Source organism: Roseixanthobacter liquoris (genome assembly GCF_043195135.2).
GTDB lineage: Bacteria > Pseudomonadota > Alphaproteobacteria > Rhizobiales > Xanthobacteraceae > NCEH01.
This window is the reverse complement of record NZ_CM195537.1, coordinates 2,135,907-2,157,655: the sequence shown is the minus strand read 5'-3', so window position 1 is coordinate 2,157,655 and position 21,749 is coordinate 2,135,907. Positions and strand designations below refer to the sequence as shown.

The window sequence follows — 21,749 nt, the reverse complement described above, 5'->3', positions numbered from 1 at the left end:
TAACGCGGCGCTGCAAAGGATGCTTTCCGTCGCGGCGGCGCCGCGCCGCAGGCCCGTGGCGCAGTTCGTTCCGCCGGCAACGGTCGCGGCGCGGGCGGGCATCTGGTAAAGGAACCGGATACAGGCTTCCTGCCCGCATGGGCCGCACACAGGGGAACACCATGGGACTGTTCGATTCGCTCGGCGCGCTTGGCCAAGGCGGCGGCCTGTTCGGCGGCCTGCTGAACTCCGTCCTCGGCGGCAGCCTCGGGCAGAACCTGCCCGCCATGCTCAATAGCGCGCTCGCCAACACGCCCTACGGCAATCTCGACGGCCTGCTGGAGCAGCTCAAGTCGGCCGGCCTCGGCGCGCAGGTGACCTCCTGGCTGTCCAACGGCGAGAACCTGCCCATCAGCGCCGCGGACCTGACCAATGCGCTGGACATGCCCGTGCTCGCGGAAATGGCCGGCCGTCTCGGCCTGCCCGCCGACATGCTGCCCAATCTGATGGCCCAGTATCTGCCCGGCCTGATCGACAAGCTGAGCCCGAACGGCGCGCTGGAAACCCCGCCGTCGGCCTGAGGCGCAGGCGCTAGGGCGCAACGGACGTCCAGCTGCCTTCGCGGGCGACGCAGGCGATGCCGCGCGCCGCCTGCGGCTTGCCCTGCACGTAGATGGTATGAGAGTAATCGCGGCATTTCAGATAGCCCGGCCGCGAATAGGCCGGGCCGGCGATGACCGTGCCATAGGCGCCGCTCTCGCCGCGCCAGCCCACCGGCGAACCGGGGCCGCCATTGTCCAACGCATTTAATTCCGCCGCATAGGCGCGCTGGCGATCCTGCTCGTCGAGGCCGCGGCCCAGCGGTCCCCCCACGAGGCCGCCGGGACCGCCCGCATCGCCGGCGCCGGTATCCAGCGACGGCAGCGCGAGCGCATTGGCCGCCGGCCCCCCCGTGCCGCCGCTGCTCGCGCAGGCGGAGAGCCACACGGCGGCCCCCAGGACGGCACTCAGCCTGGCGACCGCCATCCCCATTCGCACGCCCATGAAAGCCTCATTTCTCCGCTGCCACGGCCCGGCCCTGCCGCGGCGGGACACGGGCAACGATCCATGCCAAGGATTTAGGCGAATGGAAAACTTTGGCAAGCGCGGGCGGTGCCGCACCTGCCCGCCGCCCCGCCGGGCGCATCACACCTGGAGCGCCGGCAGGATCAGTTCCACCCGCAATCCACCGATCGGCGCGGTGCCGAGATCCAGCCGCCCGCCATAGAGCGCGGACAATTCCTGCACGATGGAAAGCCCGAGGCCCGAGCCGGGCTTGCTCTCGTCGAGCCGCCGGCCGCGCCGGCCCACCTCGGCGCGCTTGGCCGGGGTGAGGCCCGGGCCGTCGTCGTCGATGACGAAGCGCACATAGGCGCGATCGGCCGGGGAGCGGGGGAATTCGGCGAACATCTCCACCTCCACCCGGCTCATGGCCCATTTGCAGGCATTGTCCACGAGATTGCCGAGCATCTCCTCCACGTCCTGCCGTTCGCCGCGAAAGCGCAGGTCGTCGGTGATCCGCAGCTCGATGGTCAGGTTCCGGTCGCGGTGGATTTTCTCCATGGTGCGGGCGAGCGAAACCAGGATCGGCCGCAGATCGCAGGCGGTGGTCGGCAGGGAGACGCGCGCCGCCATGCGGGCGCGCTGGAGATGGTGGGACACCTGGTCGCTCATCAGGCCCGCCTGGTCGCGGACGCGCGCGGCCAGGGGATCGTCGCGCCCGCCCGCCTCGTTCATCAGCACCGAAAGCGGGGTCTTCAGCGCATGGGCGAGATTGCCCACATGGGTGCGCGCGCGCTCGACCACTTCCTTGTTGGCGTCGATCAGCGCGTTCACCTCCCGCACCAGGGGCGCAACCTCCTCGGGATAGCTGCCCTCCAGCCGCTCGGTGGCGCCCGAGCGCACCGCCGCCAGCGCCAGGGACAGCCGCGCCAGCGGCCGCAGGCCGAAGCGCACCTGGAACGCCACGATCAGCAGGAACGCCAGCCCGAGCACCCCGAAGGTGCCGAACAGCGCCATATTGAAGCTGGCGCTTTCCTCGTCGATCTCGGAGGCGTCCCCGGCCACGGAAATGATGAAGCGCCCCTCTTCGCCGAGGTCCAGCACCCGTTCCACCACCCGCAGGCGCTGGCCCTCCGGACCCGGCAGATAGCCTTCCTGAAGCCCCTCGCGGACCACGGAAAGATCCGCCCCGCCGAGCGAGGGCAGCACGGTTTCCACCAGCGAGCGCGAGGTCAAAAGCCGCTGGCCGCCCCGGTCCACCCGCGCCACCTGCCAATACCAGCCGGAGAGCGGGAACAGGAACAGCGGGTCTCCGAGGACCTGCGGCGCGGGCAGCTCGCTGCCCACCGAGGCCGGCCCGCCGGCGATCTCGGCCACGATGGTCTTCAGATAGATGTCGAGCCGGCGGTCGAAGGCGCGCTCGGTGCTGCCGCGATACAGCGAGGACAGCACGAAGCCGACGATCAGCAGCACCGCCGCCGTCACCACCACCGCCGACAGGAACAGGCGGAACGCCAGGGACCCGCTGGCGCGGTCCCGGCCCATGGGTTCGGTCAGGGTTTCCACCCCTAGAGCGCGATCCGCCCATATGGACCCGCTCGAGGGGTCCATATGGGCGGTGAATCGCCCTCCAACTTATGGAATTGAGGCGGATTCACTGCCCACATTGCATCGCCTCGGGCGCTTCAAGGTGGGCAGATCCGGCTTGAGCGACGCGCCGCCTCATCGCGGCGCGTCCGGCGCCGCGAGCAGATAGCCGAGGCCGCGCACCGTCTGGATGAGATCGCAATCGATCTTCTTGCGCAGACGGCCCACGAACACCTCGATCGTGTTTGAATCGCGGTCGAAATCCTGGTCGTACAGATGCTCCACCAGTTCCGCGCGCGACACCACCCGGCCGGTGTGGTGCATCAGATAGGACAGCAGGCGATATTCGTGGCTGGTCAGCTTGATCGCATTGCCCGCCACCGTCACCCGGCCCGAGCGCGTGTCGAGCCGCACCGTGCCGCACACCAGTTCGCTCGTGGCATGCCCGGTGGCCCGCCGCAGCAGGGCACGGATGCGGGCCAGCACCTCCTCCATGTGGAACGGCTTGGCGACATAATCGTCGGCGCCGGCATCGAAGCCCTGCACCTTGTCGCTCCAGCGGTCGCGCGCGGTGAGGATCAGCACCGGCATGGTGCGGCGGGCGCGGCGCCAGGCTTCCAGCACCGAGATCCCGTCGAGCTTGGGCAGGCCGATATCCAGCACCACGGCGTCATAGGGCTCGGTCTCGCCGAGATGGCGCCCCTCCTCGCCATCGAAGGCGGTGTCCACCGCATAGCCGGCATCGCCAAGCGCCGTCACCAATTGGCGATTGAGGTCCGGATCATCTTCGACTACCAGCAGCCGCACGCTGTTCCCCGCTTTTCCGTGTCCGCCCACCATGCCAGAGCGCGGCCGCGATGTCAGGCGCATCAATGCGGCGGAATCACCGCCAGCCGCACAGGGCGACGCCCACCGCATTGTGCGCCTTGGCCTGGCGGATGGTGGCGTCCGTGTCGGCGCGCGACCAGGTGATCGGCGCCGCGCTGGCGCAGAACACCTTAGTCTCGCCGCCACCCGTCGTCGTCGCGCAGCCGCCCAGCATCGCGGCCGTCCCGCTCAGCAGCAGCACGCGCGCCGCGCGCCGCATCGATGGCCCTTTGCGCATCGCGTTCTCCCTTGGCTTCGCGATCGGTCCAACCCTGCTGGGCGCCCCGGCGCCCGGCGATGAAGACGAGGCCGGCGAGCCCCACCGCGAGCGCCGCCCGCAGCCCCAGGAACCAGCCGGCCGCCAGCGCGGCCGCAACGCCAAGCAGGGCGAGCAGCCACCACGGCACCTGGTAGACGAGCGCTTCCGCGAGCAGGCTCATGGCTGCCCCCGCGCGCCGGCGCGCGGGCCTCCCGTCTCGGCGAGATCGAGCACGCCCGCCTGCCGGGTGCGGGCATGGTCCGCCCACCAGACGGCACCGATGCCCACGCAGGTGAGCACCAGCCCGGCGAGGGTCAGGCCGGTGAACACCAGCGACAGGGAGGGTGAGCCGCTCGCCAGCGGCGCCACCTGCCGCGCCGCCTCCGCGAGGGCCGAGGCCATGAGGCCGCCGGCCGCGGCGCTCGCGCCGGCCTGCGGACCGGGAAGCGGGACGGCGCTGGAGGCCGGCGCCTTCGCCCCCGCCGGGCCGGCATCCAGGGGCAGCACCGGGACCCGCGAAACGGCGGCATCGTCGCCGGCGCGCGCCCAGGCCCGCCCGGCCTGCTGCACGTCGGCGACGCGCCGGCTCCAGCCCGCACCGAACACCTTGAACGTGGCGAGGCTCTTCAGCATGGCCAGACGGCGGTCGCAGATCGCGTCCACCAGAGCGGCGCGATCGGCGCAGGCGTCCGCCGCCGCGAGCGTCACCGCGCCAATCGCCCCGTCGGCCGGAACGCCGAGCGCACGCTGAAGCCATTTCAGCGATTGGGCGGGGCCGGAATTCACCGCGCCGTCGAACACCACATAATCGATCCCGGGCGGCAGGTCGTCGGCGCGCACCGCATCCCAATATTGCCGCCGGTAGATCTCCACCAGTTCGGCGCGCTCCAGCAGGCGCACCGAGCGGCGCGGCGCGCCCTTGGACGCGCGATAGGCATCGTAGACCCGCTGGATCACGCCCTGCATGGTGGGGCCGCCGGGATCGGCGGGGTGATCGCTATAGCCGCCCTCGTGGACGAGCACGCGCGCCAAGGCCGCGTCGAAACTGGACGCTACCATGCACACCTCCTATAATTTTTCGTTAAGATTTGGATTTGATTGGCGCGGCACGACCATTTCGGTCACGGGCACCGCTTCGCCAATAATGGGGATGTCACGTGGAACACACGCTGGGGCGAATGTTTTTGATTTTCACGCTTATGTTCGTGAGTTTCTCATTTTATCTTGAAGTCAACTCGATCGGCCTGGTTTACAGCTATCTGGCACGCGACAACGAGCTTGACTGCTATTACTTCACCGGGACATCCGTGTATAAAACAACGCAATATAACGGAAATCCCTATTGCAACGTCTGGCAGGACGTGTACTGACCGCCTAGTCCAGACTGTCCGGATCGGCCGTGCACCACTCCTGCGGCAGGACGATTCGCGTCGCGCAGGCGGCGAGCTGCGGCCGGCGCACGGCATGGGCGGGATCGTCGAGCACCCCCATGGGCAGAACCCATGTCACCGCATCGGCAAGCAGCACCGGCGCCAGCGCGGCGCCCGGAGACGTCGGGCCGCGCACCGCCTCGGCCAGTTCCGCCGTCAGCAGCAGATAGATGTCGCTCATGCGGCGGCTCCCAGGGCGATGAGATAGGTGCGCAGGGCGGAATAGAGCGCGAGATGCTGCGCGGCCGTCAGGGAGGCACCGGCAAACGCCGCCGAGACCTGTCCGGGGTAGAAGGTGACGCCGCGCCGCAGCAGGTAGAGTTCGGTCGGCATCGCCACCGACACGCCGGTCGTATCGGAGGCGAGTTCGACGCCGTTCTTATAGAGCGAACGGGCCGCCGCCGCCGCTCGGTCGCCGGCCGTCAGGCCGACGGAACTCGCCACCGAACGGGTGATGCCCCCGCCATCATTGATCCGCGCCGCCACCGCGCCCGTGTCGTTCCTCGGCTGGATCAGCACCAGATTGGCGGCATCGCCCATCGACATGGAGGTGATCGCAATCTCGCTGGGCACCCACGTTCCATAGGTCGCCGAATTCAACGAGAGCCGGTTGAAGTCCTGGGCCGGATTGGCGTTCGTATCCAGATAGCTGGTGGTGCCGTTGCCGCTGTAGCCGCGATCCACGGTGAACAGGGGCGAGTTGACCGCGCTGAGGTCAAACCGCGCCAGCGTCTGCACCTGGGAGGCCGCCGCCCCGCTGGTGGGGACGAAATTGCCCGGCACGTCCATCCGCACAAGCTGGGGTGCGGCGATGCGCAGGGTGAAATCCACCACGGAACCGGAGGAGCCGAACACCATGCGGAGGCGTGGGACCACATAGGCGGCGGTCCCGCCCGCGACGGCCGTAACCAGCCGGCGCCCTATGGTTGAATTGAGGCCCGTGAAAAACTCCGACCCGCTGAAATTGTCGACCGTCGTGATCCCATCGGCAGCCAAGGTCTGAATATTGACCGACGCGGTTGTTGCACCAAATGAACCCGCCACCAGCGCAAAATATCCGCTGTGCGTATAGCGCCCGCCGGGTGTCCCCGTCAGAGACGGTGAGAACGTGATCGCGGCGATAAACCCAGACATGTTGAGGGTCCCGGAGTACCGCACATCGATATAAGGCAGCCCCCCTACAGTCCCTAGGCCAACAAGGGAGCGCGTGATGCCAGGCGGTCCACCGACGGCCCACCCTGTCGGTGTCGTATTTGTGCCGACATTGGCACCCTGCATCGTGCTGTTGGGCAGGAGATTGGTCACCGTGCCGGTCCAGGGCACGAGGTTCAGCCGGGCCGCCTGCGCGTCATGGGCGGCGGTCAGGTACAAGGCATCGAGCTTGGTCCAGAGGCCGGCGGCGATGAGGCCCTTCACCAGCGTGTCGATCTGGGTGCGCCGCGCCGGGCTCGGCGGAACGCTCATGCGCGCCAGCAGACCCAGGGTCTCCGGCGCCGGGGGCTGGCTGCGCTGGCGATAGAGCGCGGCGCTGGGGAGCGAGAGGCCGAGCCGCATCATTGGTCCGCCAGCGCATAGAGGATGACGCCGGCCGTGGTGCCGGTGCTCCACACGCGGCGGATCTGCACCGGGGGCAGCGGCTGGAGGCCGCTCAGGGCGCGGAAGTCCACGGTGTCGGCGTCGCTCGCGGCGCCGGCGGCCGTGACGCGCACGCTGGCGACGCCGCCCGCCACGTCCGGCGGCACGTAGAGCCACAGGCTCTTGGCATAGGGATCGAGGTCGAGCGTGTCGGACGGCACCAGTACGCGCACGACGCGGGCCGGAGAGGAAGCCGAGGCGGCATGGCCGCGCAGGGGATCGCGGGCGGAATCATAGGCCATGGTTGGGGTCTTTCCATCTGGGGATGCACGGTCGGGCGAGGCGCGAGGGCTCAGGCCGAGGGGCCGGGACACAGCAGCAGATGCAGGGCGAGGCGCACGCTGCCGCCGGTGAAGGCGCCGCCATTGGCGCTGATGCGCAGGGCGGTGGGGGCATAGAAGGCGGTGGGGCCGATCACCCCGCCGTTGGTCGAGCCGGCGGCGATGCCGAGCGAGCCGCCGAACTTCGCCCGCTCGGCGGCGATGCCGACATCATAGGAGGCGGCGCCGGTGATGGCGGTCAGCGTGCGGCTGGTCACGCCCAGCACGATGGCGCGGTCGGGAATGACCATGCTGGTGTCGACGCTGGCGCCGGACAGGGGGCAATCCTCCTCCAGCACCTGCGCGCGGATGGCGGCGCCGTGCAGGCTGATCGCGAGTTGGCCGCCGCTGCCGGCGAACGGCGCCGCCCACGCGCTGCCGCCGAACATCAGCAGCGCGCCCTGGTCTTCCACATAGGCGAGGAACCCGGCGCGGCAGGGCAGATAGTCCCAGGCGCCGGTGTCATAGGTGGCGATGCTGCCGGCCTTCCCGCTCCACAGGCCGGTGGCGCCCGCCGGGACGTACCAGCATTGGCCGTCGGAGGGGGCGCCGGGCGGGCTTGCCTGGGTCACGCTCTGGAGCACCAGTTGAACCAGCGCGTCGAGTGCGCGCACGGCGGCATTGTGCGTGACATGCTTCTGCGCCTGCGCCGCCGCGAGATAGGGCAGCGCGAGGCGCGCGGACTGGTCGGACGACATGGAGCCTCCTTGGGGTGGGAAGGAATGGGGTTGCGGGTGCGTGAGCCGGGCGTCTGGGCGCGCGAGGCGCAAGCCCCTCGCCCGCCCGCTCCGCAGTCGGCCTCTCCCCGCCGGGAAGAGGTGAAGCTCTATGGCGGGGAAGCTAAGGAGCGGCGTGAAGCCCGCAGGGCGAGAGCCCCACGCGCCACCCGGTCCCCCCTCCCGCCGGCGGCTGGGGTGAGGGGTGGTCGTTGAGGTGAGGGGTGTTCCGCCCAAAGGCTTCGGCGCGAGAAGGAGTGCGATGCCCCCTCCCCAGCCCTCCCCCGCAAGCGGGAGAGGGAGTGGCGGCCTGCCGAAGAGGGGAAGGACCCGTGCAGACGGGGCAAAGTCCGCCTCCGTCAGAGGAAGCACTCCGTCCCGATTAGCCTCACACCGCCAGCGTCGCCTGGGCGAACGCGCCCGCGCCGAGCACCGCCGAGAGCTGGGCGACGCGGAAGCTCAGCGCGGCTTGCGGGCCGCCGAAATCCGCCGTCTCGGCGCTCGCGGGATAGGTGAAGGCGGGCGCGGCCACCTCCACCGCCCGCACCACCGCGGCGCCGGACAAAATCTCCAGCCGATAGGCTTCCACCGCCTCGCCCAGCGGCACGTCGACGGCATCCCATCCATCGCCGTCGGTGCGGGTGCGGCGGATCCAGGCGAGCGCGATATCGCCGCCCTGCCGGCGGGCGGAAAGATGCACCGGCGCATAGGGCTTCAGCGCCGCGCCGCCCACCTGCGCGCTCACCTGCGTCACGAAGGCGTCGCCATGGTCGCGGTCCGCGCGGCCCACGCGATAGACATAGGCGCGGCCAAAGGCGGAAACGCCGCTCGCCACGCTGGCGATATTGCCGTCCAGCAGAACGAAGCCGGTGCCCGCCGGCCATGCGGCGGCGCCCGCCGCCTCGGTGCCGGCCTGCCCGCGCAGCAGGCCGGACAGCACGAACAGCCCGCCGTCCACCAGCTCCGCCTGGGTGAATTGCAGGATTTCCGGCGCCCGCCCCTCGGCCAGCAGAACGAGGGCGTTCGCCCCCTCCAGCACCTGCCCCTCGCTGGCGCCGAGCAGCAGCCCGCCATCCAGCCGCACCCGTAGCGGTGTCGAGCGATCGAACCGCCAGAGCGGGCCGGGCGCGAGATCCTCCAGCGTCTCGCCCATGGTGCAGGAAGAGCTGAAGGCGGCCACCGCCTCGAAGCTCGCGCCGTCGGCGGAGCGCCATACGGCGAGCGTGCCGGGCCAGGGCGCGGCGGCGGCGGCGAGCGCTTGCAGCGGCACCGGATCGCCCGCCGACAGCAGCGGCAGGTCGAGCACTTGGACGGCCGGCGGGCCATAGGCCGGCGGCAGGGCCACGCTGCCCGTCGCCACGCCCTGAAGGGGGGTGTCGAACACCTCCGGCTCGATGGAACGGGCGGTGACGGCGCGTGCGTCCGCATCCTCGATGCGGATGATTTCCAGCATCCGCGTGCGTGCGCCGTCGACAATCTCCACCACGTCGCCGGGCACAAGGCCGATGTGGGACGGCGGCAGGGCGAAGGTGGCGCTCTCGCGCCCGGCCCACAGGTCCTGAAGCCAGATGTCGGCGGCGCGCACCATCACCGCGTCCGAGGCGACGACGGGAATCTCGGTCTGCGCCACATGTCGGCTCGCGCCCACCAGGCGCCGCGAGCCGACGCTGGCGGTGCGATAATCGGCGCCCGCGTCGATGAAGCTGAGGCCCACTTCCAGCGGCAGCTCGCTCTCCTGCGCGCGCACGAGCGAGAGAGTCGCCCCATCCTCGCCCGCCACCAGGTCGGCGGCATCGATGCGCGCCGCGACCGCCCCGCCGCGCGGGCGGAAAGCGAGGATGCCGCCCTCCTCGCGGGCGTCGAAGGAAAAAGCGCGCGCCAGCGGTTCGAGCGCGCTGCGGGCCGACATGGGCCGATCCACGATGAAGCCGCTCACCACGCCGAGCACGCCGGTCGCCGAGACATTCTCGACCCCATGGTCGGCACACACCGTCTCGATGACGGCTGAAAGCGGCGCGGCGCCGAGCCGGCCGGTGAGCCAATGGCCGGTCTCCCAATTGGCGCCGTCCGCCCACACGTCGCGGGCCAGCGGAAATTGCGGATAGGGCCGCGCGTCCCAGGTCCACAGGAAGATGCCGCCCTCCTCCACCATGCGTCCGCCATAGGCCGGCGCGGGCGGGTTGTCGGCATCGTCCGCGCCCGCGTCGGGATCGAAGGCGCCGAGCAGCGCTTCCAGCGTGCGGCGCTGCATCAGGTCGTCGCGGGCCCCGTTGGAGAAGGGCGGCAGGCCGCCTTCCACCGATTTCGCATCGGGAAAGGTGCTCGGCCGGTTGGCACCCTTGTCCACCGCCGGGCACCCCGCCTCGGTCAGGCGGAACGGCTTGGAGCCGGGCGTCCAGGCGGTCGGCACCGCCGCGCGCACGCCGGCCGCGCGCTCGTGATGGGGCTGGCTCCAGAACGACCAGAGATCCTTCTGGCGATAGATCCAGGGCTCGCCATAAGCCCCGTCGGTAATGGGCGAGCGGACCTGCGCGGCGCGGGCGGCATCATCGGCGTAATACCAGTCGAAGGCTTCGCCGCGCCGGGTGTTGGCGGTGAGATAATCGAGGTCGTAGGGACCTTCCGCCAGGGCCGCATCGAGATGGGCGCGGCCGTCGCGCCAGTCGGCGAGCGGGGGATAATAATCCACCCCGATGAAGTCCACGGCGGACGAGGCCCACAGCGCATCGAGCGGAAAGCGCACATCGCCGTTCGCAAAGCTCTGCGCGCCGTACTCGGTCCAGTCGGCGCCATAGGACACCTTGGTTCCGGGGCCGACCATGGCTTTGACATCCTGCGCCAGCGCGCGCAGCGCCTGGGCCGCCGGAAAGGAGCCGCCGGCGCCGCGCACGCGGGTGAGCGCGGCGAATTCCGAGCCGATGAGGAAGGTTTCCACGCCCCCCGCCATCTGCGCGAGGAAGGCGTAATGCAGCACCATGCGGCGCAGGCTCCATTCGGCCGGCCCCATGTAGAGGATGCCGCCGAAATAATTGGAGAAATGCGCGGGCTGCGCGGTGCCGAACAGCGCTGCCACCTGCGCATCCGCACCTGCCCCGCCATCGGGCGAACCGGAGCGCCCCGGCGCGGGATCGCAGGTGATGCGTCCGCGCCAGGGATAGGCCGGCTGGGAGGCTTGCCCGGTCCACGGATCGGGCCGGCCGTTGCCGGGCGCGATGTCCATCATCACGAACGGGTTCAGCGTCACCTCCAGGCCACGCGCCTTCAGGGCCTGGATCGCCGCGATGACGCTGGCATCGCTCGGCGTGCCGCCATAGGCCGGGCGGCCCTCATGGTCGCTGACGATGGGCGCCAGCAGGCGCGGCAACCAGCCGACCGTCCAGGCGTAGGGGATGGTGTCCTTCACCGCGCGCTCCACCTTGGGCCGCACGGTGCAGATGCCGGCCCGCAGATCGTCGCCGAACCAGGTGACCACGAGCGAGACGCGCCGCAGGTTGGGACAGGCCGCCTGGAGCTGGTCCAGCGCGGCGTCCAGATCGCTCTCGGCGCTGGTCACGTGGCGGTTCTCCGCGCCATAGGCGCCGCGTCCCAGCACCCGCTGCACCTGCCCCGGCTCATAGCCGAATTCGGTGGCGCCGGGGATCAAGGTCACCGCCTTCACCAGGGGTTCGAGGCGCCCCACCGCGCGCTCCACTTCCACCGTGATCTGCGGCACGCGATTGCCGAATTTCGCCAGCGGCAGGCGCTCGAACACGAGATAGGCAAGGCCGCGATAGGCCGGCACATTGCCCGCCCCCTGCTTGGCCTCGATCCAGGGATCGGGGGGCTGGTCGGCGCTGCCGAGATAGGCGCGCATCGTGAGGCCCGAGGTGTCGAGCGGCTTGCCGTCGGCCCAGATGCGGCCGATGCGGGTCACCTCGCCCTCGCACAGGCCGAGGGCGAAGCTGGCGAAGTAGGAATAGGAGATGGTGGTGGTCGTCACCTTCTGCGCGCGGCTCGATTTGCCGCCACTGGACTGCACCTTCGTGGAGACCACCTCCTCCAGCCGCGTCGCCCAGATCACCTGTCCGGCGAGGCGCACGCGGCCATAGATGCGCGGCACCGGCGCGCCGGCACTGGAGGTCATTACGTCGAGGTCGGACAGGCGGGCGCCCTGCACCACGTTGGAGCGGCTGCCGCCAAGCAGCGCGCCGTCCACCATCGATCCGCCGAGCGCCCCGAGCGCGCGCCCGGCGACCGCGCCGAGCGGCCCGAAAAAGGCGCCGCCCACGAGCGAGCCGGCCGCGCCGAGAAGCAGCGTCGCCATTGAGGATCTCCGATTGGGTTGGGGGGATGAAGAAAGGTGCGCGCGCATACGGCGCGTGGGGCTTCCCCCTCCCCGACCCTCCCCCGCACGCGGGAGAGGGAGCGCGCCCACATGGCGGCATGAGCGGCTCTCACCGCCCACGCAACAGGCCCCTCTCCCGCGTGCGGGGGAGGGTTGGGGAGGGGGCATGCGATGATGCCGCAGGCGCAGGCCCGACCCTATTCCACCCCCGGAAACGCGAAGGCATAGGCCAGGTGCCGGCGCCACCAGGGCGTCAGATGGCCTTCGCACACGGCGACGCCGTCATAGGCGTGGATCATGAATCCGGGGGCGGAGAGAATGGCCGCGTGCTTGGCCGGAAGATGCGCGCGGAAGCGGAACAGCACCACGTCGCCGGGTTGCGCCTGCGCCACCGGAACCGCCCGCAGATGACGCCCGGCGCAGAGCGCCAGGGTCTCGCAGCGGGAGGCCTCCGCCCAGTCCGGCGCATAGGGCGCGAGCGGTTCCGGCTCGGCGCCGTACAGGCCGCGCCAGACCCCGCGCACGAGGCCGAGGCAATCGGCTCCCGCGCCCCGCACCGACGCCCGGTGCAGATAGGGCGTGCCGAGCCAGGTCCGCGCCGCGTCGACGATGCACGCGCGGGTGACGCAAGCGGAGAGGATGGGACCGCGGCTCACGAGAGCGCACCGCCGTCGTATCCGCCCTCGCCGGGCACGGCGATGGTGATGACGAAATCATTGCCCGGCATGTGCGGGCAGCCGCGGAAATTGAGCGCATTGGCGAACCGGTCGCGGCAGGTGAAAAAGCGCTTGTCGCAGCCCGCCGTGAGCACGACGCCATCGCCCGGACTGACGGTTTCCGGCGGCCGCTGCCAGAGCTGAAACAGCGGCGTCTCGCCCTGCGCCTCGTGCAGCTTCACCTCGGTGGAGAAGCCCGCGTTGAGGCCCGAGGTGAAGCTGAGCCGCCCGGCCAGGAAGGCCTGCGCGGCGATGCTTCCGAGCCCGGCCAGGCGCAGCCGGAGCGCGCCTTCCACGCCGGCCACCACACCCGTGCGCAGATGGGGCGCGACGGTGAGGTCCACCCCGCAGCGCGCGTCTCCGAGATCGGCATCGCAGAGGGCGGAAAACAGTCGCCCGCGGGTCTGGTTGAGCGCATCGGCGGGGGAGCGGATTTCGGCCGTGAAGGCGGCGCCCTCGCGCCGCACCTCGCCGAGCGTTCCGCGCCGGAGCAGCAGGTGATTTTCCGGCGCGCTCCAGTCGATCAGCAGATGCTCGATGCGCGCGCCGTCGAAGCGGCCGGCGGCGAGGTCCGCCTCGCTCAAGGTATCGGCGCAGAGCGCCCCGGAGACCTCCGCGCCGGTGACGCCGAGGCCTTGTGCGACAACGCTTTCGCTGCCCGCGATGCCGCCCGCCGCGTGGAACGTGAGGCCCTCCACGCGCAGGTCGTTGTCATGGTCTGTGAAGCCGAGCGTGACGCCGTCGCGGCGGGCGATACGCCAGCCGTGGCAGAAGGTGGTGGCGCCGCCGTCGAGGGCGGCCTGAAGGGCATTCGGCACGGGGCGCATGGCGGCTCCTGTCAGCGGATTTCGATCACCGGAATGCGGGGGATGTCCCCGGCCGCGAAGGCGGTGAGATTGACCTCGAGGAAATCGGTGTCGAAGCGCACCGGCACGTCGAACTGGAACCCCGCGCTGACCCGCGCGCCGAGGCCGGGAACATGTCCCGGCAGGAAGGTCACGCGGCCGCTCGCGGGGTCGCATCCGAACGCCGTGCCCTCCGCCTGCTCGACCCCGTCGACGGCGACCCGCACGGTGCCCGCGACCGGCTTTGCGATGGCCCGCGCATAGGGGGCGTGGAAGGCGCCGTAGGTCTTCGTCAGGGCGAACACCGCGCGTGCCCCATCGCCGGTGCCGAGGGCCTGGTCGAGGGGCGAAATCGTGCTGCCCGGCGGGGCGGAGGAATGGTCCAGCCGGTCGCGCCAGCGGAAGCCGTAGAGACGCCCGCGCCGCTCCTCGAAGAAGGCCAGAACGGCGTGCAAAGCGGCGAGGGTTTTCACGCCGTAGCCGGCGTCGAACCGACGCCGCGAATCAGCGCAGCGGGCGTTGCGCTCCTCGCGCCCGGAGGCGCTCGTCACCACCTGCGTGACCCGCTCCGGCCCGCCCGAAGCGCCCAAGGCGACGTCCAGCGGGAACAAAACCTCATGAAAGGATGCCATATTGTTTCAAAACCTCCCAATTCTGAGGTGTTTTCAGTATCCAGCGTCTTGACATAGATTAGTGGGAAGCTTTGACTTCCAACTCCTCGTTGAGGATGGAGCCGAAGCATGGCCACGAAGACCGCGAAAAAGCCCGCCGCCGCCGCCCCGGCGAAAGCGCCGGAACCCGCCGCAGCGAAGCCCGCGGCAGCACCCAAGTCCCCTGCTGTGAAGGCCCCTGCGATGAAGGCTCCTGCGGCAAAGGCCGCAGCCCCCAAATCCGCAGCGGCGAAGCCGGCGGCCGCGAAGGCCGCCGCCCCGAAGGCCGCCGCAAAGCCGGCGGCGGAGGCAGCGCCCGCCAAGAAGCCGGCGGCCAAGGCAGCCGCGCCGAAAGCCGCCGCGCCGAAGGCCGCCGCCGAAGTGAAATCCGCACCGGCCAAGCCGGCTGCGAAGGCTGCGGCGAAGCCCGCCGCGAAGGCCAAAGCCGCGCCGGCGCCCGCTGCCGCCGCGCCCGCCGAAGCGCCTGCGGCCGCCAAGGCCCCCGCTGCTAAAAAGCCGGCGGCAAAGCCGGCAGCCAAGCCCGCCGCGAAGAAGCCCGCCGCTCCCAAGCCCGCGGCTCCCAAGGCGGCTGCGCCCAAGGCCGCCGCCGTGAAGGCGGAAGCCGCTCCGGCCCCGGCCCCCAAGGCGGCCACGGCGAAGGCCCCCGCCAAGACCAGCACGGCGAGCAAGGTCGCAGCCATCAAGGCCGCAGCGGACAAGTCCGCCGCCGCCAAGAAGGCCGCCGAACCGGCGCCCAAGGCACCGGCGAAGGCTGCTGCGAAGGCGCCCGCGAAAGCCGCGCCCAAGGCCAAGGCGGCGGCCAAGAAAAGCTGACGCCAAGGGCTGACAAGAAGGGCTGGGGCCGGATCGGCCTCGGCGCATGCGGATGATGCGTCTGCGCGGAATTTGTGTCTGCGCGGATCCTGCGCATGTTGATGTCGCAAACGGCCCGCGCTGCGGCGCAGGCAGGACCAAGACATCCGGCCGGATTGTCCGGCCGGTGGTGTTCTCAACACCCCGCTCCCGGAGCGCGTCTCCCGGACATCGCCCTTGGGCCGTGCTTCAGGACCGTATTCTCCAGGGCCGCGTGCTCCCGGGCCGTATTCTCCAGAGCCGCACGTTCGATGACGGCGCGCTCCAGGGCGGCGACTTCCCGCCGCGTGTTCGCCGGCGGCGCGCCCTGAACCACGCACCCGCAACCACCCGCCGCAAAAGCTGCGAGGCGCGGAACCGGCGTTCTTCGGCCGATGGGATTGGTCCCATGCGATTGCCCCCGCGAGGCTGTTCCGCAGGCTCGACGCGGGCCGCGCAGCGTTGCGTGGCGCCCGCAGGCGCGGGAGAATCCCCGCCCGTTCCGGCCGTCCGGAAACCGCCACCTGCTGCTCCCAGCCGGCCCCTGCCAACGAGCGCACCTGCCAACGAGGACACCGCGTGCCGGGGCGCGGCTGCGGGGAAACCCGTCCCGCTCTCGCGCCGGACTATGGACGCGTCGCGGCAAGGCGCATCCGGCCGAAGTGCATCCGGCGACGGCATGTCGCGTCGAGGCGCGGAGTGACGCTGAGGCACGGAGTGACGTCGAGGCACGAAGTGACGCGGCGCGCATCTCGCGCAGCGAGCCACGGCATGTCAGGCCAAGGTCAGGATATGGCCGGCCGGGTCGGTCTCGCAGGCGGCGGGCGCCTCGGGCCAGGGGGGCGGCTCGGGGCGGCGATGGCCTCCCGCGCGCTGCCGTTTCCGCCTTGGACGCGCCACGATCTGCCGGTCTAAACTGCGCGAAGGGTTCCCCCGATCTTGCCCGGCCGGGCCGCGTCACGAGGATGCCATGGGTCTTCCGTTCGCTCGTTTCCCCTCCGTGCGCCGGACCGGCGCGCTGCGCCGCCGCCTCGCCCTCGCGGTGCTGGTCGGAACGTTCGGCGCGGGAGCCGCCCTTGCCGGCGATGCCGCGAAGCCCGGCGCAAACCCCTGCGCCCAGTTCGGCGCCGGGTTCCAGCCTGCGCCGGGCACCGACACCTGCATCAAGGTGGGCGGCGCGGTGCGCATGGATGCGGGCTCGGGCACCGCGGTGGGCAACGCGCCAAATCCGGGCACCAGCACCACCACCAGCGGCAATCCCGGCCCCGCCTACGATCCCTGGAAGACGGTCAAGTAAACGGCCGATTGAGGCCGGTCCCGCCGGCTCAGGCGCCGCGCTGCGCCCGCGCCACGGCCCGCGCCACGAGGCCGGAGAGATAGGCGTCCGAGCGGCGGAAACTGCCCACGTCGGGCGTGCTGACGTTCACGGTCACGGAAGACCGCGCGCCCCCGTCCTGGGTGCGCACGCCGAGCGCGCCGTCGGCGCCGCGCGCCAGCGGCAGGATCGCTTCCGCCCCGCGTTCCCCCATCAGGCCGGCACCGCTGCCGAGCGGAAAATAGGTCGGCGCGGCGACCACACCGCCCTTGGCGAACGCGCGTACCTGCAGGCCCTCCCCGCCCGCCGCCTGCAGGACGCCGCCGGTCGCGAACGGCCGCACCGCCCCTTCCGCAACCACCCCGCCACGCGCGAACGCCTTGCCTTCCAGCAGGCTCGAAAACAGGTTCGAGATCCCCTGCTCCACCGGCTTCAGGGCGAGATTCAACGCCAGGCTCGAAAGCCGCGTGCCGATGCCCTCGACCACGTCGCCCACATCCTTGCCCTTCACGGCGATGCTGGTGAAGGCGTTGCCCAGGGTGCTGGCGAAGCCGCGTGCCAGCCGCTCGCTGTCGGCCAGGGCGTCGCGGAACGGGCGGGTGTCGGCATCGACCTTGACCGAAATGCCGTCCATCGGGGTCATGGGTTTCTCCTGCTCAAACCGCATCGGGAAAGCGCTGCATCAGCGCGGCGAGGCCGGCGCGGTCGAGCCTCGCGTGCGGCGCCGGCGTGAAGGCCGACACGGCGGCGGAAAGCTCGCGCGGCGTCATGCGCCAGAATTGCTCTGAGGATAGCCGCAGAAGCCCGAGCCCGGCCCGCATGGCGCCTTCCCAGGGGAAGGGCCGCGCGGGCGCGCTCAGGCCGTCTGCGGCGGCTGAGGGCGGGCCGGATCGGCACCTGCGAAGGTGGCGGCGAGCAGGCGCGAGACGATGCGCGCATAGCCCACCGCCCCGCCGTCCGCGCGCATGGCGCCGACCTCGGCGTCGCTCACCGTTTCGCCGGCGCCGCGCAGGCCGGCGGCGATGATGCGCACCACGTCCTGCGCCGTCAGGCGCCCGGTCTCGAACCGCTCGGCGAGCGCCACGAGGTCGCTCGCGCCGAACGCGTGCTCCAGCTCGGCGAGCGCGCCGAGGGTGAGCACCAAAGTGCGCGGCCGGCCGTCGAGCACGCCTTCGATCTCGCCGCGATGGGCGTTCGGCATGGGGATCTCCTCATGGGATTTTTGTCGGGTATGGCGGCATTCCCCCTCTCCGGCCCTCCCCCGCAAGCGGGAGAGGGAGCGGAACAGGGGAGGCCGCTCAGAGCGCGGCGAAGCTGATCTCGCCGGCGCTTTCCAGCGTCAGGTCGAAGGTCACTTCCCGGTCGTGCTCGGCGCCCACCTCCAGCGCCGTCACCTGGAACGGCCCGGAGACGGTGCCGAAATCCGGGATCAGCACCTGGCAGTCGCGCAGCGCCCCATCGAAGAAGGCGGTGCGCACCAAAGCGTCGGAGGCGGCGTCCTTGAAGACGCCGCTGCCGGCGACGCTGGCCCGCTTCACCCCCGCCCCGGCGAGCAATTCGCGCCAGCGGCCGGCGGAGTCCGAATGGGTGATGTCGACGCTCTGGGCGTTGAAGGCGAGCGTGCGCGAGCGCAGGCCCGCCACGGTCACGTAGGTGGCGCCGTCGTGCATCTTCAGCAGCAGGTCCTTGCCCTTCTGCGCGGCCATGGTTTTCTCCTCGTCAAGCAGGTTCGGTGACGGCGCGAAAGCGCACCAGAGCGTGGAAGGTCCGCCCGTCCTCGTCGCGCCGCACCTCGGCGGTGGTGGCGCGCAGATTGGCGAGGCGGTGGCCGTTCAGGGCGAGCGGCGCGTCGTGCAGCGCCGATTGCACGGCGGCGGCGAGCGCGAAGGCTTCCGCCCGTCCGCTCTCGCGCGACCAGGCGTGCAAGGTCAGGCTCTGCTCGGTGCCGGCCTCGGTGGCGGTGGACCAGTCCGCCACCACCGCCTCGCCCAGGGTGAGGAAGGGAAAGGCGGCATCCTTCGGCGGCAGGTCGTAGACCCTGGGCCCGCCGAGCAGCGCGAGCAGCGGCCCGTCGGCGGCGAGACGCGCGCGGATGGCGGTGCGCAGCGCCAGAGCCGGGCTGGTGAGGGGCGGGCTCATGATGTGCTCCTGCGCAATTCGGCGAGCACCGGCGCCAGCCAGGGATTGGCGGGCCGCGCCAGGGTGCCGGTCTCGCGCGCCACCGCTGCGGGATCGTCCGTGCCGACACGGCGCGCGGCGCCCTCGACGATCACCGATGGCGGGTAGCCGAGCGCGGGCGCGAGGCGCGCCGCAAGGTCGCGCGCAGCCGCTTCCACGGCCTGTTCGGCGAGGCGCGCAGCGAACGCCGCTTCGAGCCGGCGGGCAAGGCCGTCGAGGCCGGAAACGGGCGTGCTCATGTCTGCTCCTCCCGGCACAGGCAGCGCGTGAAGCGCCCGCGCCCGTCCGGGTCGCTCAGCGCCTCCACGGCGAAGATGCGGGCGCCCAGCGTCAGCCGGTCGCCGCGCGAAATGGTGTTGGGCGCACGCACGGTGATGCGGTGGATCAGGGTCGCCATCCGCCGCTCGGCGCTCAACGCCGGGTCGCCCGGAGGCGTCTCGATGCGGCCCCAGATCTGGTCCACGGCGAGATAGGTGGTGCTCGCCCCGCCCGCGCCGTCGGGCAGGCTCACCGCCGTCTGGTGGACGATGCGGTGGCGCAGATCGCCGGCGCCGCTCACAGCCGCACCGCGCGATAAGGCCGCAGCAGCGCCAGGATGCTGTCCGGCATGCGGCCCTGGTCGCCCGGTTCGTCGCGATGCTCATGAAGGAAGGCGACGAGCTGGCGCACCGCCTGCAGCAGATCGGCCGGCACGCCGGCGGCGGTGGCGCCGTAGCCCACCTGCAGCTCCAGCACGATGCCGCCGAGGGGGCGGGACGGCACTGGCGCGCGCGTCAGGTCCACGGCGATCAACGGCGGCATGCGGGTGCCGCGCACGGTGAAGAGATCGAGCGGCAGCTCGGTGGCGGCGCCGTCGCCCGCGACGATGCGGGCCGCGAGCACCGCGCGCACCGGCGCCAGCGGCGCGGCGATCAGGCCGCTCGGCGGCCAGGCGTCGCGGGTCAATCGCCAGGTCTGGTGCAGCAGGATCTGGTGGGTCTCGCTCTCCACCCATTGCCGCGCGGCGGCGATGAGGGCGGACACGACCGCGTCCTCGGCATCGGTGTCGATGCGCAGGAAGGCCTTGGCCTCGGCGAGCGTCAAAGGCTCGGCCGAAGGCCCGTCGATGCGTTCGGGCATGGGGGTCTCCGCGGGATGAAAAGAGGGTGCCGGCCGACGGCGCGGCATTGACGAACGGCCCGGCGGGCCGGCAGAAACGGGCGATGACCTTCGACGCGACAGATCCATCGCCCACCCCCGCCCGCCCCGGCCGCCGACGGCGCGGGCCGGCGCTGCTTGCCGGCCTGCTGCTGGCGGGACTGCTGAGCCTCAGCGCGCTTCCGGTGCATGCCATCGTCGGCGGCGAGGCGGCGCCGGAGGAGATCGCCGCGCACACGGTGCTGATCGTCTCGACGCGCGGCGCCTCCTGCACCGGCAGCGTGGTGGCGCAGGATTTGGTGCTCACCGCCGCCCATTGCGTGCAGCCGGCCGGCGACTATGCCGTGGCGCTGATCGGCGAGGGCACGCCGCGCCTCCTGCCGGCGCTGCGCATCGCGATCCATCCGTCCTTCAACGGCGAGCAATTCCGCACCCGCCGGCCGACTCCGGACCTCGCCTTGGTGAAGCTGTCCGAGCCGCTGCCGGAGCGCTTCAGCCCGGTGCGGATCGCCAACGGCGGGCTGCCGGCGCGCGGATCATTCTTCCTCATCGCCGGCTTCGGCGTCACCGCCGACGGGGCGGAGAAGAGCGCGGGCAAGCTGCGCACCGCGCTGCTGCCCTCCATCGGCACCACCGGCGGCATCATGGCGCGCCTGTCGCCGCAAAGCGGGCTCGCCGGCGGCTGCGTGGGCGACAGCGGCGGCCCGGCGTTCCAGGAAGGCGAGGTCGCGGGCGTCATCGGCTGGGCCACCGGCCCCAATGGTGCGCGCGGCTGCGGCGGCGTCACGGGCGTGACGCTGGTGGGCCTGCATCGCGACTGGATCACCTCCACCGCCCGCGCCCTCGGCAGCCCGGTGAAGGGCTGAGATGGCCCGCGCCCGCGCATGGGGCCGCGCGGTGCGATCATTGGCCTGCGTCTGCATCGCCGCCGCCCTCGGCGCGCCTTCGGCCGAGGCGGCGGGCGGGGAAAGCGTGGACCAGGCGCTCTGCCGCCTGATCGAGGATGCGGCGCGCCGGGAAGCCCTGCCCGCCGCCTTCCTCACCCGCCTGATCTGGCGCGAAAGTTCGTTCCGCAGCCATGTGGTGAGTTCCAAGGGCGCGCAGGGCATCGCCCAGTTCATGCCCGGCACGGCCGCCGAGCGCGGGTTGAAGAACCCGTTCGATCCGGAAGCCGCGCTTCCGGCGGCGGCGAGCCTCTTGGCCGATCTTCAACGCCGGTTCGGCAATCTCGGCCTTGCGGCGGCGGCCTATAATGCCGGCCCCGCGCGCGTGGACGCATTCCTCGCCGGCCGTTCCGGCCTGCCCTCGGAAACGCGGCTGTATGTGCGCCTCATCACCGGCCGCAGCGCCGAGGACTGGGCGGCGGTCAAGCGCGGCGAAAAGCCGGTGCAGGGCGCACCGCAGACGGGCAAGCCGTCCACCCCGGACACGCGCCCCGACACCGGCGCGACCGCGCAGACGGACGCGCCCTCGGGAACCGAGGCGAGGTCCGGCACGGCGCGGGCTTTCTCCGGCGAGGGCAAGAGTCTTTCCGGCGAGGGCAAGGTTTTCTCCGACGAGGGAAAGAGCTGTCTCATGGTGGTGGCCTCCCTGCGCCAGGGCGAGCCGGCGCTCGCCTCCGCGAGCGAAAGCCCGGATTTCGCGCCCTGGGGCGTGCAGGTGGCGGGCGCCTTCTCGAAAAGCGTGGCGCTCGCCGCCTACAGCCGCGCCGCGACGCGCTTTGCCGCCGTGATCGGCGAGACATCGCCCATGGTCATCGGCACCCGCGTGCCGGGGCGCGGACGCGGCCCATTCTACCGGGTGCGGCTTCCGGCCCAGACGCGGGCCGACGCGAACGCCCTCTGCGCCCGCCTGCACAAGGCCGGCGGCGCCTGCATCGTGCTGGCGAACTGAGGACG

The 21,749-nt window shown here is 71.5% G+C and carries 27 protein-coding genes; 6 read left to right on the top strand and 21 right to left on the bottom strand.

Going from position 1 to position 21,749, the window contains the following annotated elements; translation table 11 throughout:
- The first annotated feature begins 161 nt into the window (after positions 1–161).
- Positions 162–560, top strand: coding sequence for a YidB family protein (locus V5F84_RS09525; RefSeq protein ID WP_509277193.1), 399 nt, complete (start codon positions 162–164; stop codon positions 558–560).
- 10 nt (positions 561–570) lie between these two features.
- Here the strand turns inward: V5F84_RS09525 and V5F84_RS09520 are convergent, their stop codons facing one another.
- The 5 genes from V5F84_RS09520 to V5F84_RS09500 all read right to left on the bottom strand — a co-directional run bounded on the left by V5F84_RS09520 (position 571) and on the right by V5F84_RS09500 (position 4,792).
- Positions 571–1,023, bottom strand: a complete 453-nt coding sequence (locus tag V5F84_RS09520) for a hypothetical protein (protein WP_394045891.1) — start codon at positions 1,021–1,023, stop codon at positions 571–573.
- A gap of 141 nt (positions 1,024–1,164) precedes the next feature.
- The gene (locus tag V5F84_RS09515; protein WP_394046012.1) at positions 1,165–2,565 is read right to left on the bottom strand and encodes an ATP-binding protein; all 1,401 of its coding nucleotides are present in this window, start codon (positions 2,563–2,565) and stop codon (positions 1,165–1,167) included.
- A 177-nt stretch (positions 2,566–2,742) separates the two neighbouring features.
- Complete coding sequence (locus V5F84_RS09510) at positions 2,743–3,414, bottom strand: response regulator transcription factor (protein WP_394045889.1); 672 nt, start codon at positions 3,412–3,414, stop codon at positions 2,743–2,745.
- A 191-nt stretch (positions 3,415–3,605) separates the two neighbouring features.
- The gene (locus V5F84_RS09505; RefSeq protein WP_394045887.1) at positions 3,606–3,914 is read right to left on the bottom strand and encodes a hypothetical protein; all 309 of its coding nucleotides are present in this window, start codon (positions 3,912–3,914) and stop codon (positions 3,606–3,608) included.
- A complete protein-coding gene (locus V5F84_RS09500) occupies positions 3,911–4,792 on the bottom strand; it encodes a glycoside hydrolase family 108 protein (protein ID WP_394045885.1) in 882 nt (293 codons plus the stop codon). The genes V5F84_RS09505 and V5F84_RS09500 overlap by 4 nt, the downstream gene beginning before the upstream one ends.
- 98 nt (positions 4,793–4,890) lie before the next feature.
- Between V5F84_RS09500 and V5F84_RS09495 the strand changes: the two genes are divergently transcribed.
- Positions 4,891–5,103 carry a hypothetical protein gene (locus V5F84_RS09495; protein ID WP_394045883.1) on the top strand — a complete coding sequence of 71 codons (213 nt, stop codon included), beginning with the start codon at positions 4,891–4,893 and terminating at the stop codon, positions 5,101–5,103.
- A 4-nt stretch (positions 5,104–5,107) separates the two neighbouring features.
- Here the strand turns inward: V5F84_RS09495 and V5F84_RS09490 are convergent, their stop codons facing one another.
- The 8 genes from V5F84_RS09490 to V5F84_RS09455 all read right to left on the bottom strand — a co-directional run bounded on the left by V5F84_RS09490 (position 5,108) and on the right by V5F84_RS09455 (position 14,351).
- Positions 5,108–5,344 carry a hypothetical protein gene (locus V5F84_RS09490; protein WP_394045881.1) on the bottom strand — a complete coding sequence of 79 codons (237 nt, stop codon included), beginning with the start codon at positions 5,342–5,344 and terminating at the stop codon, positions 5,108–5,110.
- On the bottom strand, positions 5,341–6,720 hold the full coding sequence (locus V5F84_RS09485; protein WP_394045879.1) for a hypothetical protein: 1,380 nt from the start codon (positions 6,718–6,720) through the stop codon (positions 5,341–5,343). The genes V5F84_RS09490 and V5F84_RS09485 overlap by 4 nt, the downstream gene beginning before the upstream one ends.
- Positions 6,717–7,040: a spike base protein, RCAP_Rcc01079 family gene (locus V5F84_RS09480; protein WP_394045877.1), complete on the bottom strand. Its 324-nt coding sequence runs from the start codon at positions 7,038–7,040 to the stop codon at positions 6,717–6,719. Before V5F84_RS09480 ends, V5F84_RS09485 begins: the two co-directional genes overlap by 4 nt.
- Positions 7,041–7,090: 50 nt before the next feature.
- The gene (locus V5F84_RS09475) at positions 7,091–7,816 is read right to left on the bottom strand and encodes a DUF2793 domain-containing protein (RefSeq protein ID WP_394045875.1); all 726 of its coding nucleotides are present in this window, start codon (positions 7,814–7,816) and stop codon (positions 7,091–7,093) included.
- A gap of 406 nt (positions 7,817–8,222) precedes the next feature.
- Positions 8,223–12,137, bottom strand: coding sequence for a baseplate multidomain protein megatron (locus V5F84_RS09470; protein ID WP_394045873.1), 3,915 nt, complete (start codon positions 12,135–12,137; stop codon positions 8,223–8,225).
- A 218-nt stretch (positions 12,138–12,355) separates the two neighbouring features.
- Positions 12,356–12,814 (bottom strand): NlpC/P60 family protein, encoded by a 459-nt coding sequence (locus tag V5F84_RS09465; protein WP_394045871.1) that lies wholly within the window; start codon positions 12,812–12,814, stop codon positions 12,356–12,358.
- Positions 12,811–13,701, bottom strand: coding sequence for a phage/gene transfer agent baseplate hub protein (locus V5F84_RS09460; protein WP_394045869.1), 891 nt, complete (start codon positions 13,699–13,701; stop codon positions 12,811–12,813). Before V5F84_RS09460 ends, V5F84_RS09465 begins: the two co-directional genes overlap by 4 nt.
- 11 nt (positions 13,702–13,712) lie before the next feature.
- Positions 13,713–14,351: a phage distal tail protein, Rcc01695 family gene (locus V5F84_RS09455; RefSeq protein ID WP_394045867.1), complete on the bottom strand. Its 639-nt coding sequence runs from the start codon at positions 14,349–14,351 to the stop codon at positions 13,713–13,715.
- Positions 14,352–14,459: 108 nt separating this feature from the next.
- Here V5F84_RS09455 and V5F84_RS09450 point away from each other — a divergent pair, with 108 nt between their 5' ends.
- Positions 14,460–15,203 (top strand): hypothetical protein, encoded by a 744-nt coding sequence (locus tag V5F84_RS09450; protein ID WP_394045865.1) that lies wholly within the window; start codon positions 14,460–14,462, stop codon positions 15,201–15,203.
- Between the two features lie 988 nt (positions 15,204–16,191).
- The gene (locus tag V5F84_RS09445) at positions 16,192–16,518 is read left to right on the top strand and encodes a porin (protein ID WP_394045863.1); all 327 of its coding nucleotides are present in this window, start codon (positions 16,192–16,194) and stop codon (positions 16,516–16,518) included.
- Between the two features lie 28 nt (positions 16,519–16,546).
- Here the strand turns inward: V5F84_RS09445 and V5F84_RS09440 are convergent, their stop codons facing one another.
- From V5F84_RS09440 to V5F84_RS09405, 8 genes are all read right to left on the bottom strand, one after another.
- Positions 16,547–17,179 carry a phage tail tape measure protein gene (locus V5F84_RS09440; RefSeq protein ID WP_394045861.1) on the bottom strand — a complete coding sequence of 211 codons (633 nt, stop codon included), beginning with the start codon at positions 17,177–17,179 and terminating at the stop codon, positions 16,547–16,549.
- 13 nt (positions 17,180–17,192) lie between these two features.
- Positions 17,193–17,357: a rcc01693 family protein gene (locus V5F84_RS09435; RefSeq protein ID WP_509277192.1), complete on the bottom strand. Its 165-nt coding sequence runs from the start codon at positions 17,355–17,357 to the stop codon at positions 17,193–17,195.
- Positions 17,358–17,392: 35 nt separating this feature from the next.
- The gene (locus tag V5F84_RS09430; RefSeq protein WP_394045859.1) at positions 17,393–17,737 is read right to left on the bottom strand and encodes a gene transfer agent family protein; all 345 of its coding nucleotides are present in this window, start codon (positions 17,735–17,737) and stop codon (positions 17,393–17,395) included.
- Positions 17,738–17,834: 97 nt separating this feature from the next.
- Positions 17,835–18,242: a phage major tail protein, TP901-1 family gene (locus tag V5F84_RS09425; protein ID WP_394045857.1), complete on the bottom strand. Its 408-nt coding sequence runs from the start codon at positions 18,240–18,242 to the stop codon at positions 17,835–17,837.
- Positions 18,243–18,255: 13 nt separating this feature from the next.
- The gene (locus V5F84_RS09420; protein WP_394045855.1) at positions 18,256–18,675 is read right to left on the bottom strand and encodes a DUF3168 domain-containing protein; all 420 of its coding nucleotides are present in this window, start codon (positions 18,673–18,675) and stop codon (positions 18,256–18,258) included.
- Positions 18,672–18,953, bottom strand: a complete 282-nt coding sequence (locus V5F84_RS09415) for a hypothetical protein (RefSeq protein ID WP_394045853.1) — start codon at positions 18,951–18,953, stop codon at positions 18,672–18,674. The genes V5F84_RS09420 and V5F84_RS09415 overlap by 4 nt, the downstream gene beginning before the upstream one ends.
- Complete coding sequence (locus V5F84_RS09410; protein ID WP_394045851.1) at positions 18,950–19,273, bottom strand: phage head closure protein; 324 nt, start codon at positions 19,271–19,273, stop codon at positions 18,950–18,952. The genes V5F84_RS09415 and V5F84_RS09410 overlap by 4 nt, the downstream gene beginning before the upstream one ends.
- A complete protein-coding gene (locus tag V5F84_RS09405; protein ID WP_394045849.1) occupies positions 19,270–19,833 on the bottom strand; it encodes a head-tail connector protein in 564 nt (187 codons plus the stop codon). Before V5F84_RS09405 ends, V5F84_RS09410 begins: the two co-directional genes overlap by 4 nt.
- Before the next feature lie 83 nt (positions 19,834–19,916).
- Here V5F84_RS09405 and V5F84_RS09400 point away from each other — a divergent pair, with 83 nt between their 5' ends.
- Both V5F84_RS09400 and V5F84_RS09395 read left to right on the top strand, forming a co-directional pair.
- Complete coding sequence (locus V5F84_RS09400; RefSeq protein ID WP_394045847.1) at positions 19,917–20,717, top strand: S1 family peptidase; 801 nt, start codon at positions 19,917–19,919, stop codon at positions 20,715–20,717.
- A gap of 1 nt (position 20,718) precedes the next feature.
- Complete coding sequence (locus V5F84_RS09395) at positions 20,719–21,744, top strand: transglycosylase SLT domain-containing protein (RefSeq protein ID WP_394045845.1); 1,026 nt, start codon at positions 20,719–20,721, stop codon at positions 21,742–21,744.
- Positions 21,745–21,749 lie beyond the last annotated feature (5 nt).

Excerpts from the sequence above, each read along its gene's own strand:
- V5F84_RS09505 (WP_394045887.1), bottom strand. The coding sequence starts at position 3,914 with ATGAGCCTGCTCGCGGAAGCGCTCGTCTACCAGGTGCCGTGGTGGCTG.
- V5F84_RS09405 (WP_394045849.1), bottom strand. The coding sequence starts at position 19,833 with ATGCCCGAACGCATCGACGGGCCTTCGGCCGAGCCTTTGACGCTCGCC.
- V5F84_RS09460 (WP_394045869.1), bottom strand. The coding sequence starts at position 13,701 with ATGCGCCCCGTGCCGAATGCCCTTCAGGCCGCCCTCGACGGCGGCGCC.
- V5F84_RS09485 (WP_394045879.1), bottom strand. The coding sequence starts at position 6,720 with ATGATGCGGCTCGGCCTCTCGCTCCCCAGCGCCGCGCTCTATCGCCAG.
- V5F84_RS09520 (WP_394045891.1), bottom strand. The coding sequence starts at position 1,023 with ATGGGCGTGCGAATGGGGATGGCGGTCGCCAGGCTGAGTGCCGTCCTG.
- V5F84_RS09455 (WP_394045867.1), bottom strand. The coding sequence starts at position 14,351 with ATGGCATCCTTTCATGAGGTTTTGTTCCCGCTGGACGTCGCCTTGGGC.
- V5F84_RS09400 (WP_394045847.1), top strand. The coding sequence starts at position 19,917 with ATGACCTTCGACGCGACAGATCCATCGCCCACCCCCGCCCGCCCCGGC.
- V5F84_RS09475 (WP_394045875.1), bottom strand. The coding sequence starts at position 7,816 with ATGTCGTCCGACCAGTCCGCGCGCCTCGCGCTGCCCTATCTCGCGGCG.
- V5F84_RS09425 (WP_394045857.1), bottom strand. The coding sequence starts at position 18,242 with ATGGCCGCGCAGAAGGGCAAGGACCTGCTGCTGAAGATGCACGACGGC.
- V5F84_RS09420 (WP_394045855.1), bottom strand. The coding sequence starts at position 18,675 with ATGAGCCCGCCCCTCACCAGCCCGGCTCTGGCGCTGCGCACCGCCATC.
- V5F84_RS09415 (WP_394045853.1), bottom strand. The coding sequence starts at position 18,953 with ATGAGCACGCCCGTTTCCGGCCTCGACGGCCTTGCCCGCCGGCTCGAA.
- V5F84_RS09395 (WP_394045845.1), top strand. The coding sequence starts at position 20,719 with ATGGCCCGCGCCCGCGCATGGGGCCGCGCGGTGCGATCATTGGCCTGC.
- V5F84_RS09490 (WP_394045881.1), bottom strand. The coding sequence starts at position 5,344 with ATGAGCGACATCTATCTGCTGCTGACGGCGGAACTGGCCGAGGCGGTG.
- V5F84_RS09515 (WP_394046012.1), bottom strand. The coding sequence starts at position 2,565 with ATGGGCCGGGACCGCGCCAGCGGGTCCCTGGCGTTCCGCCTGTTCCTG.
- V5F84_RS09500 (WP_394045885.1), bottom strand. The coding sequence starts at position 4,792 with ATGGTAGCGTCCAGTTTCGACGCGGCCTTGGCGCGCGTGCTCGTCCAC.
- V5F84_RS09450 (WP_394045865.1), top strand. The coding sequence starts at position 14,460 with ATGGCCACGAAGACCGCGAAAAAGCCCGCCGCCGCCGCCCCGGCGAAA.
- V5F84_RS09525 (WP_509277193.1), top strand. The coding sequence starts at position 162 with ATGGGACTGTTCGATTCGCTCGGCGCGCTTGGCCAAGGCGGCGGCCTG.
- V5F84_RS09480 (WP_394045877.1), bottom strand. The coding sequence starts at position 7,040 with ATGGCCTATGATTCCGCCCGCGATCCCCTGCGCGGCCATGCCGCCTCG.
- V5F84_RS09470 (WP_394045873.1), bottom strand. The coding sequence starts at position 12,137 with ATGGCGACGCTGCTTCTCGGCGCGGCCGGCTCGCTCGTGGGCGGCGCC.
- V5F84_RS09445 (WP_394045863.1), top strand. The coding sequence starts at position 16,192 with ATGGGTCTTCCGTTCGCTCGTTTCCCCTCCGTGCGCCGGACCGGCGCG.
- V5F84_RS09430 (WP_394045859.1), bottom strand. The coding sequence starts at position 17,737 with ATGCCGAACGCCCATCGCGGCGAGATCGAAGGCGTGCTCGACGGCCGG.
- V5F84_RS09435 (WP_509277192.1), bottom strand. The coding sequence starts at position 17,357 with ATGCGGGCCGGGCTCGGGCTTCTGCGGCTATCCTCAGAGCAATTCTGG.
- V5F84_RS09440 (WP_394045861.1), bottom strand. The coding sequence starts at position 17,179 with ATGACCCCGATGGACGGCATTTCGGTCAAGGTCGATGCCGACACCCGC.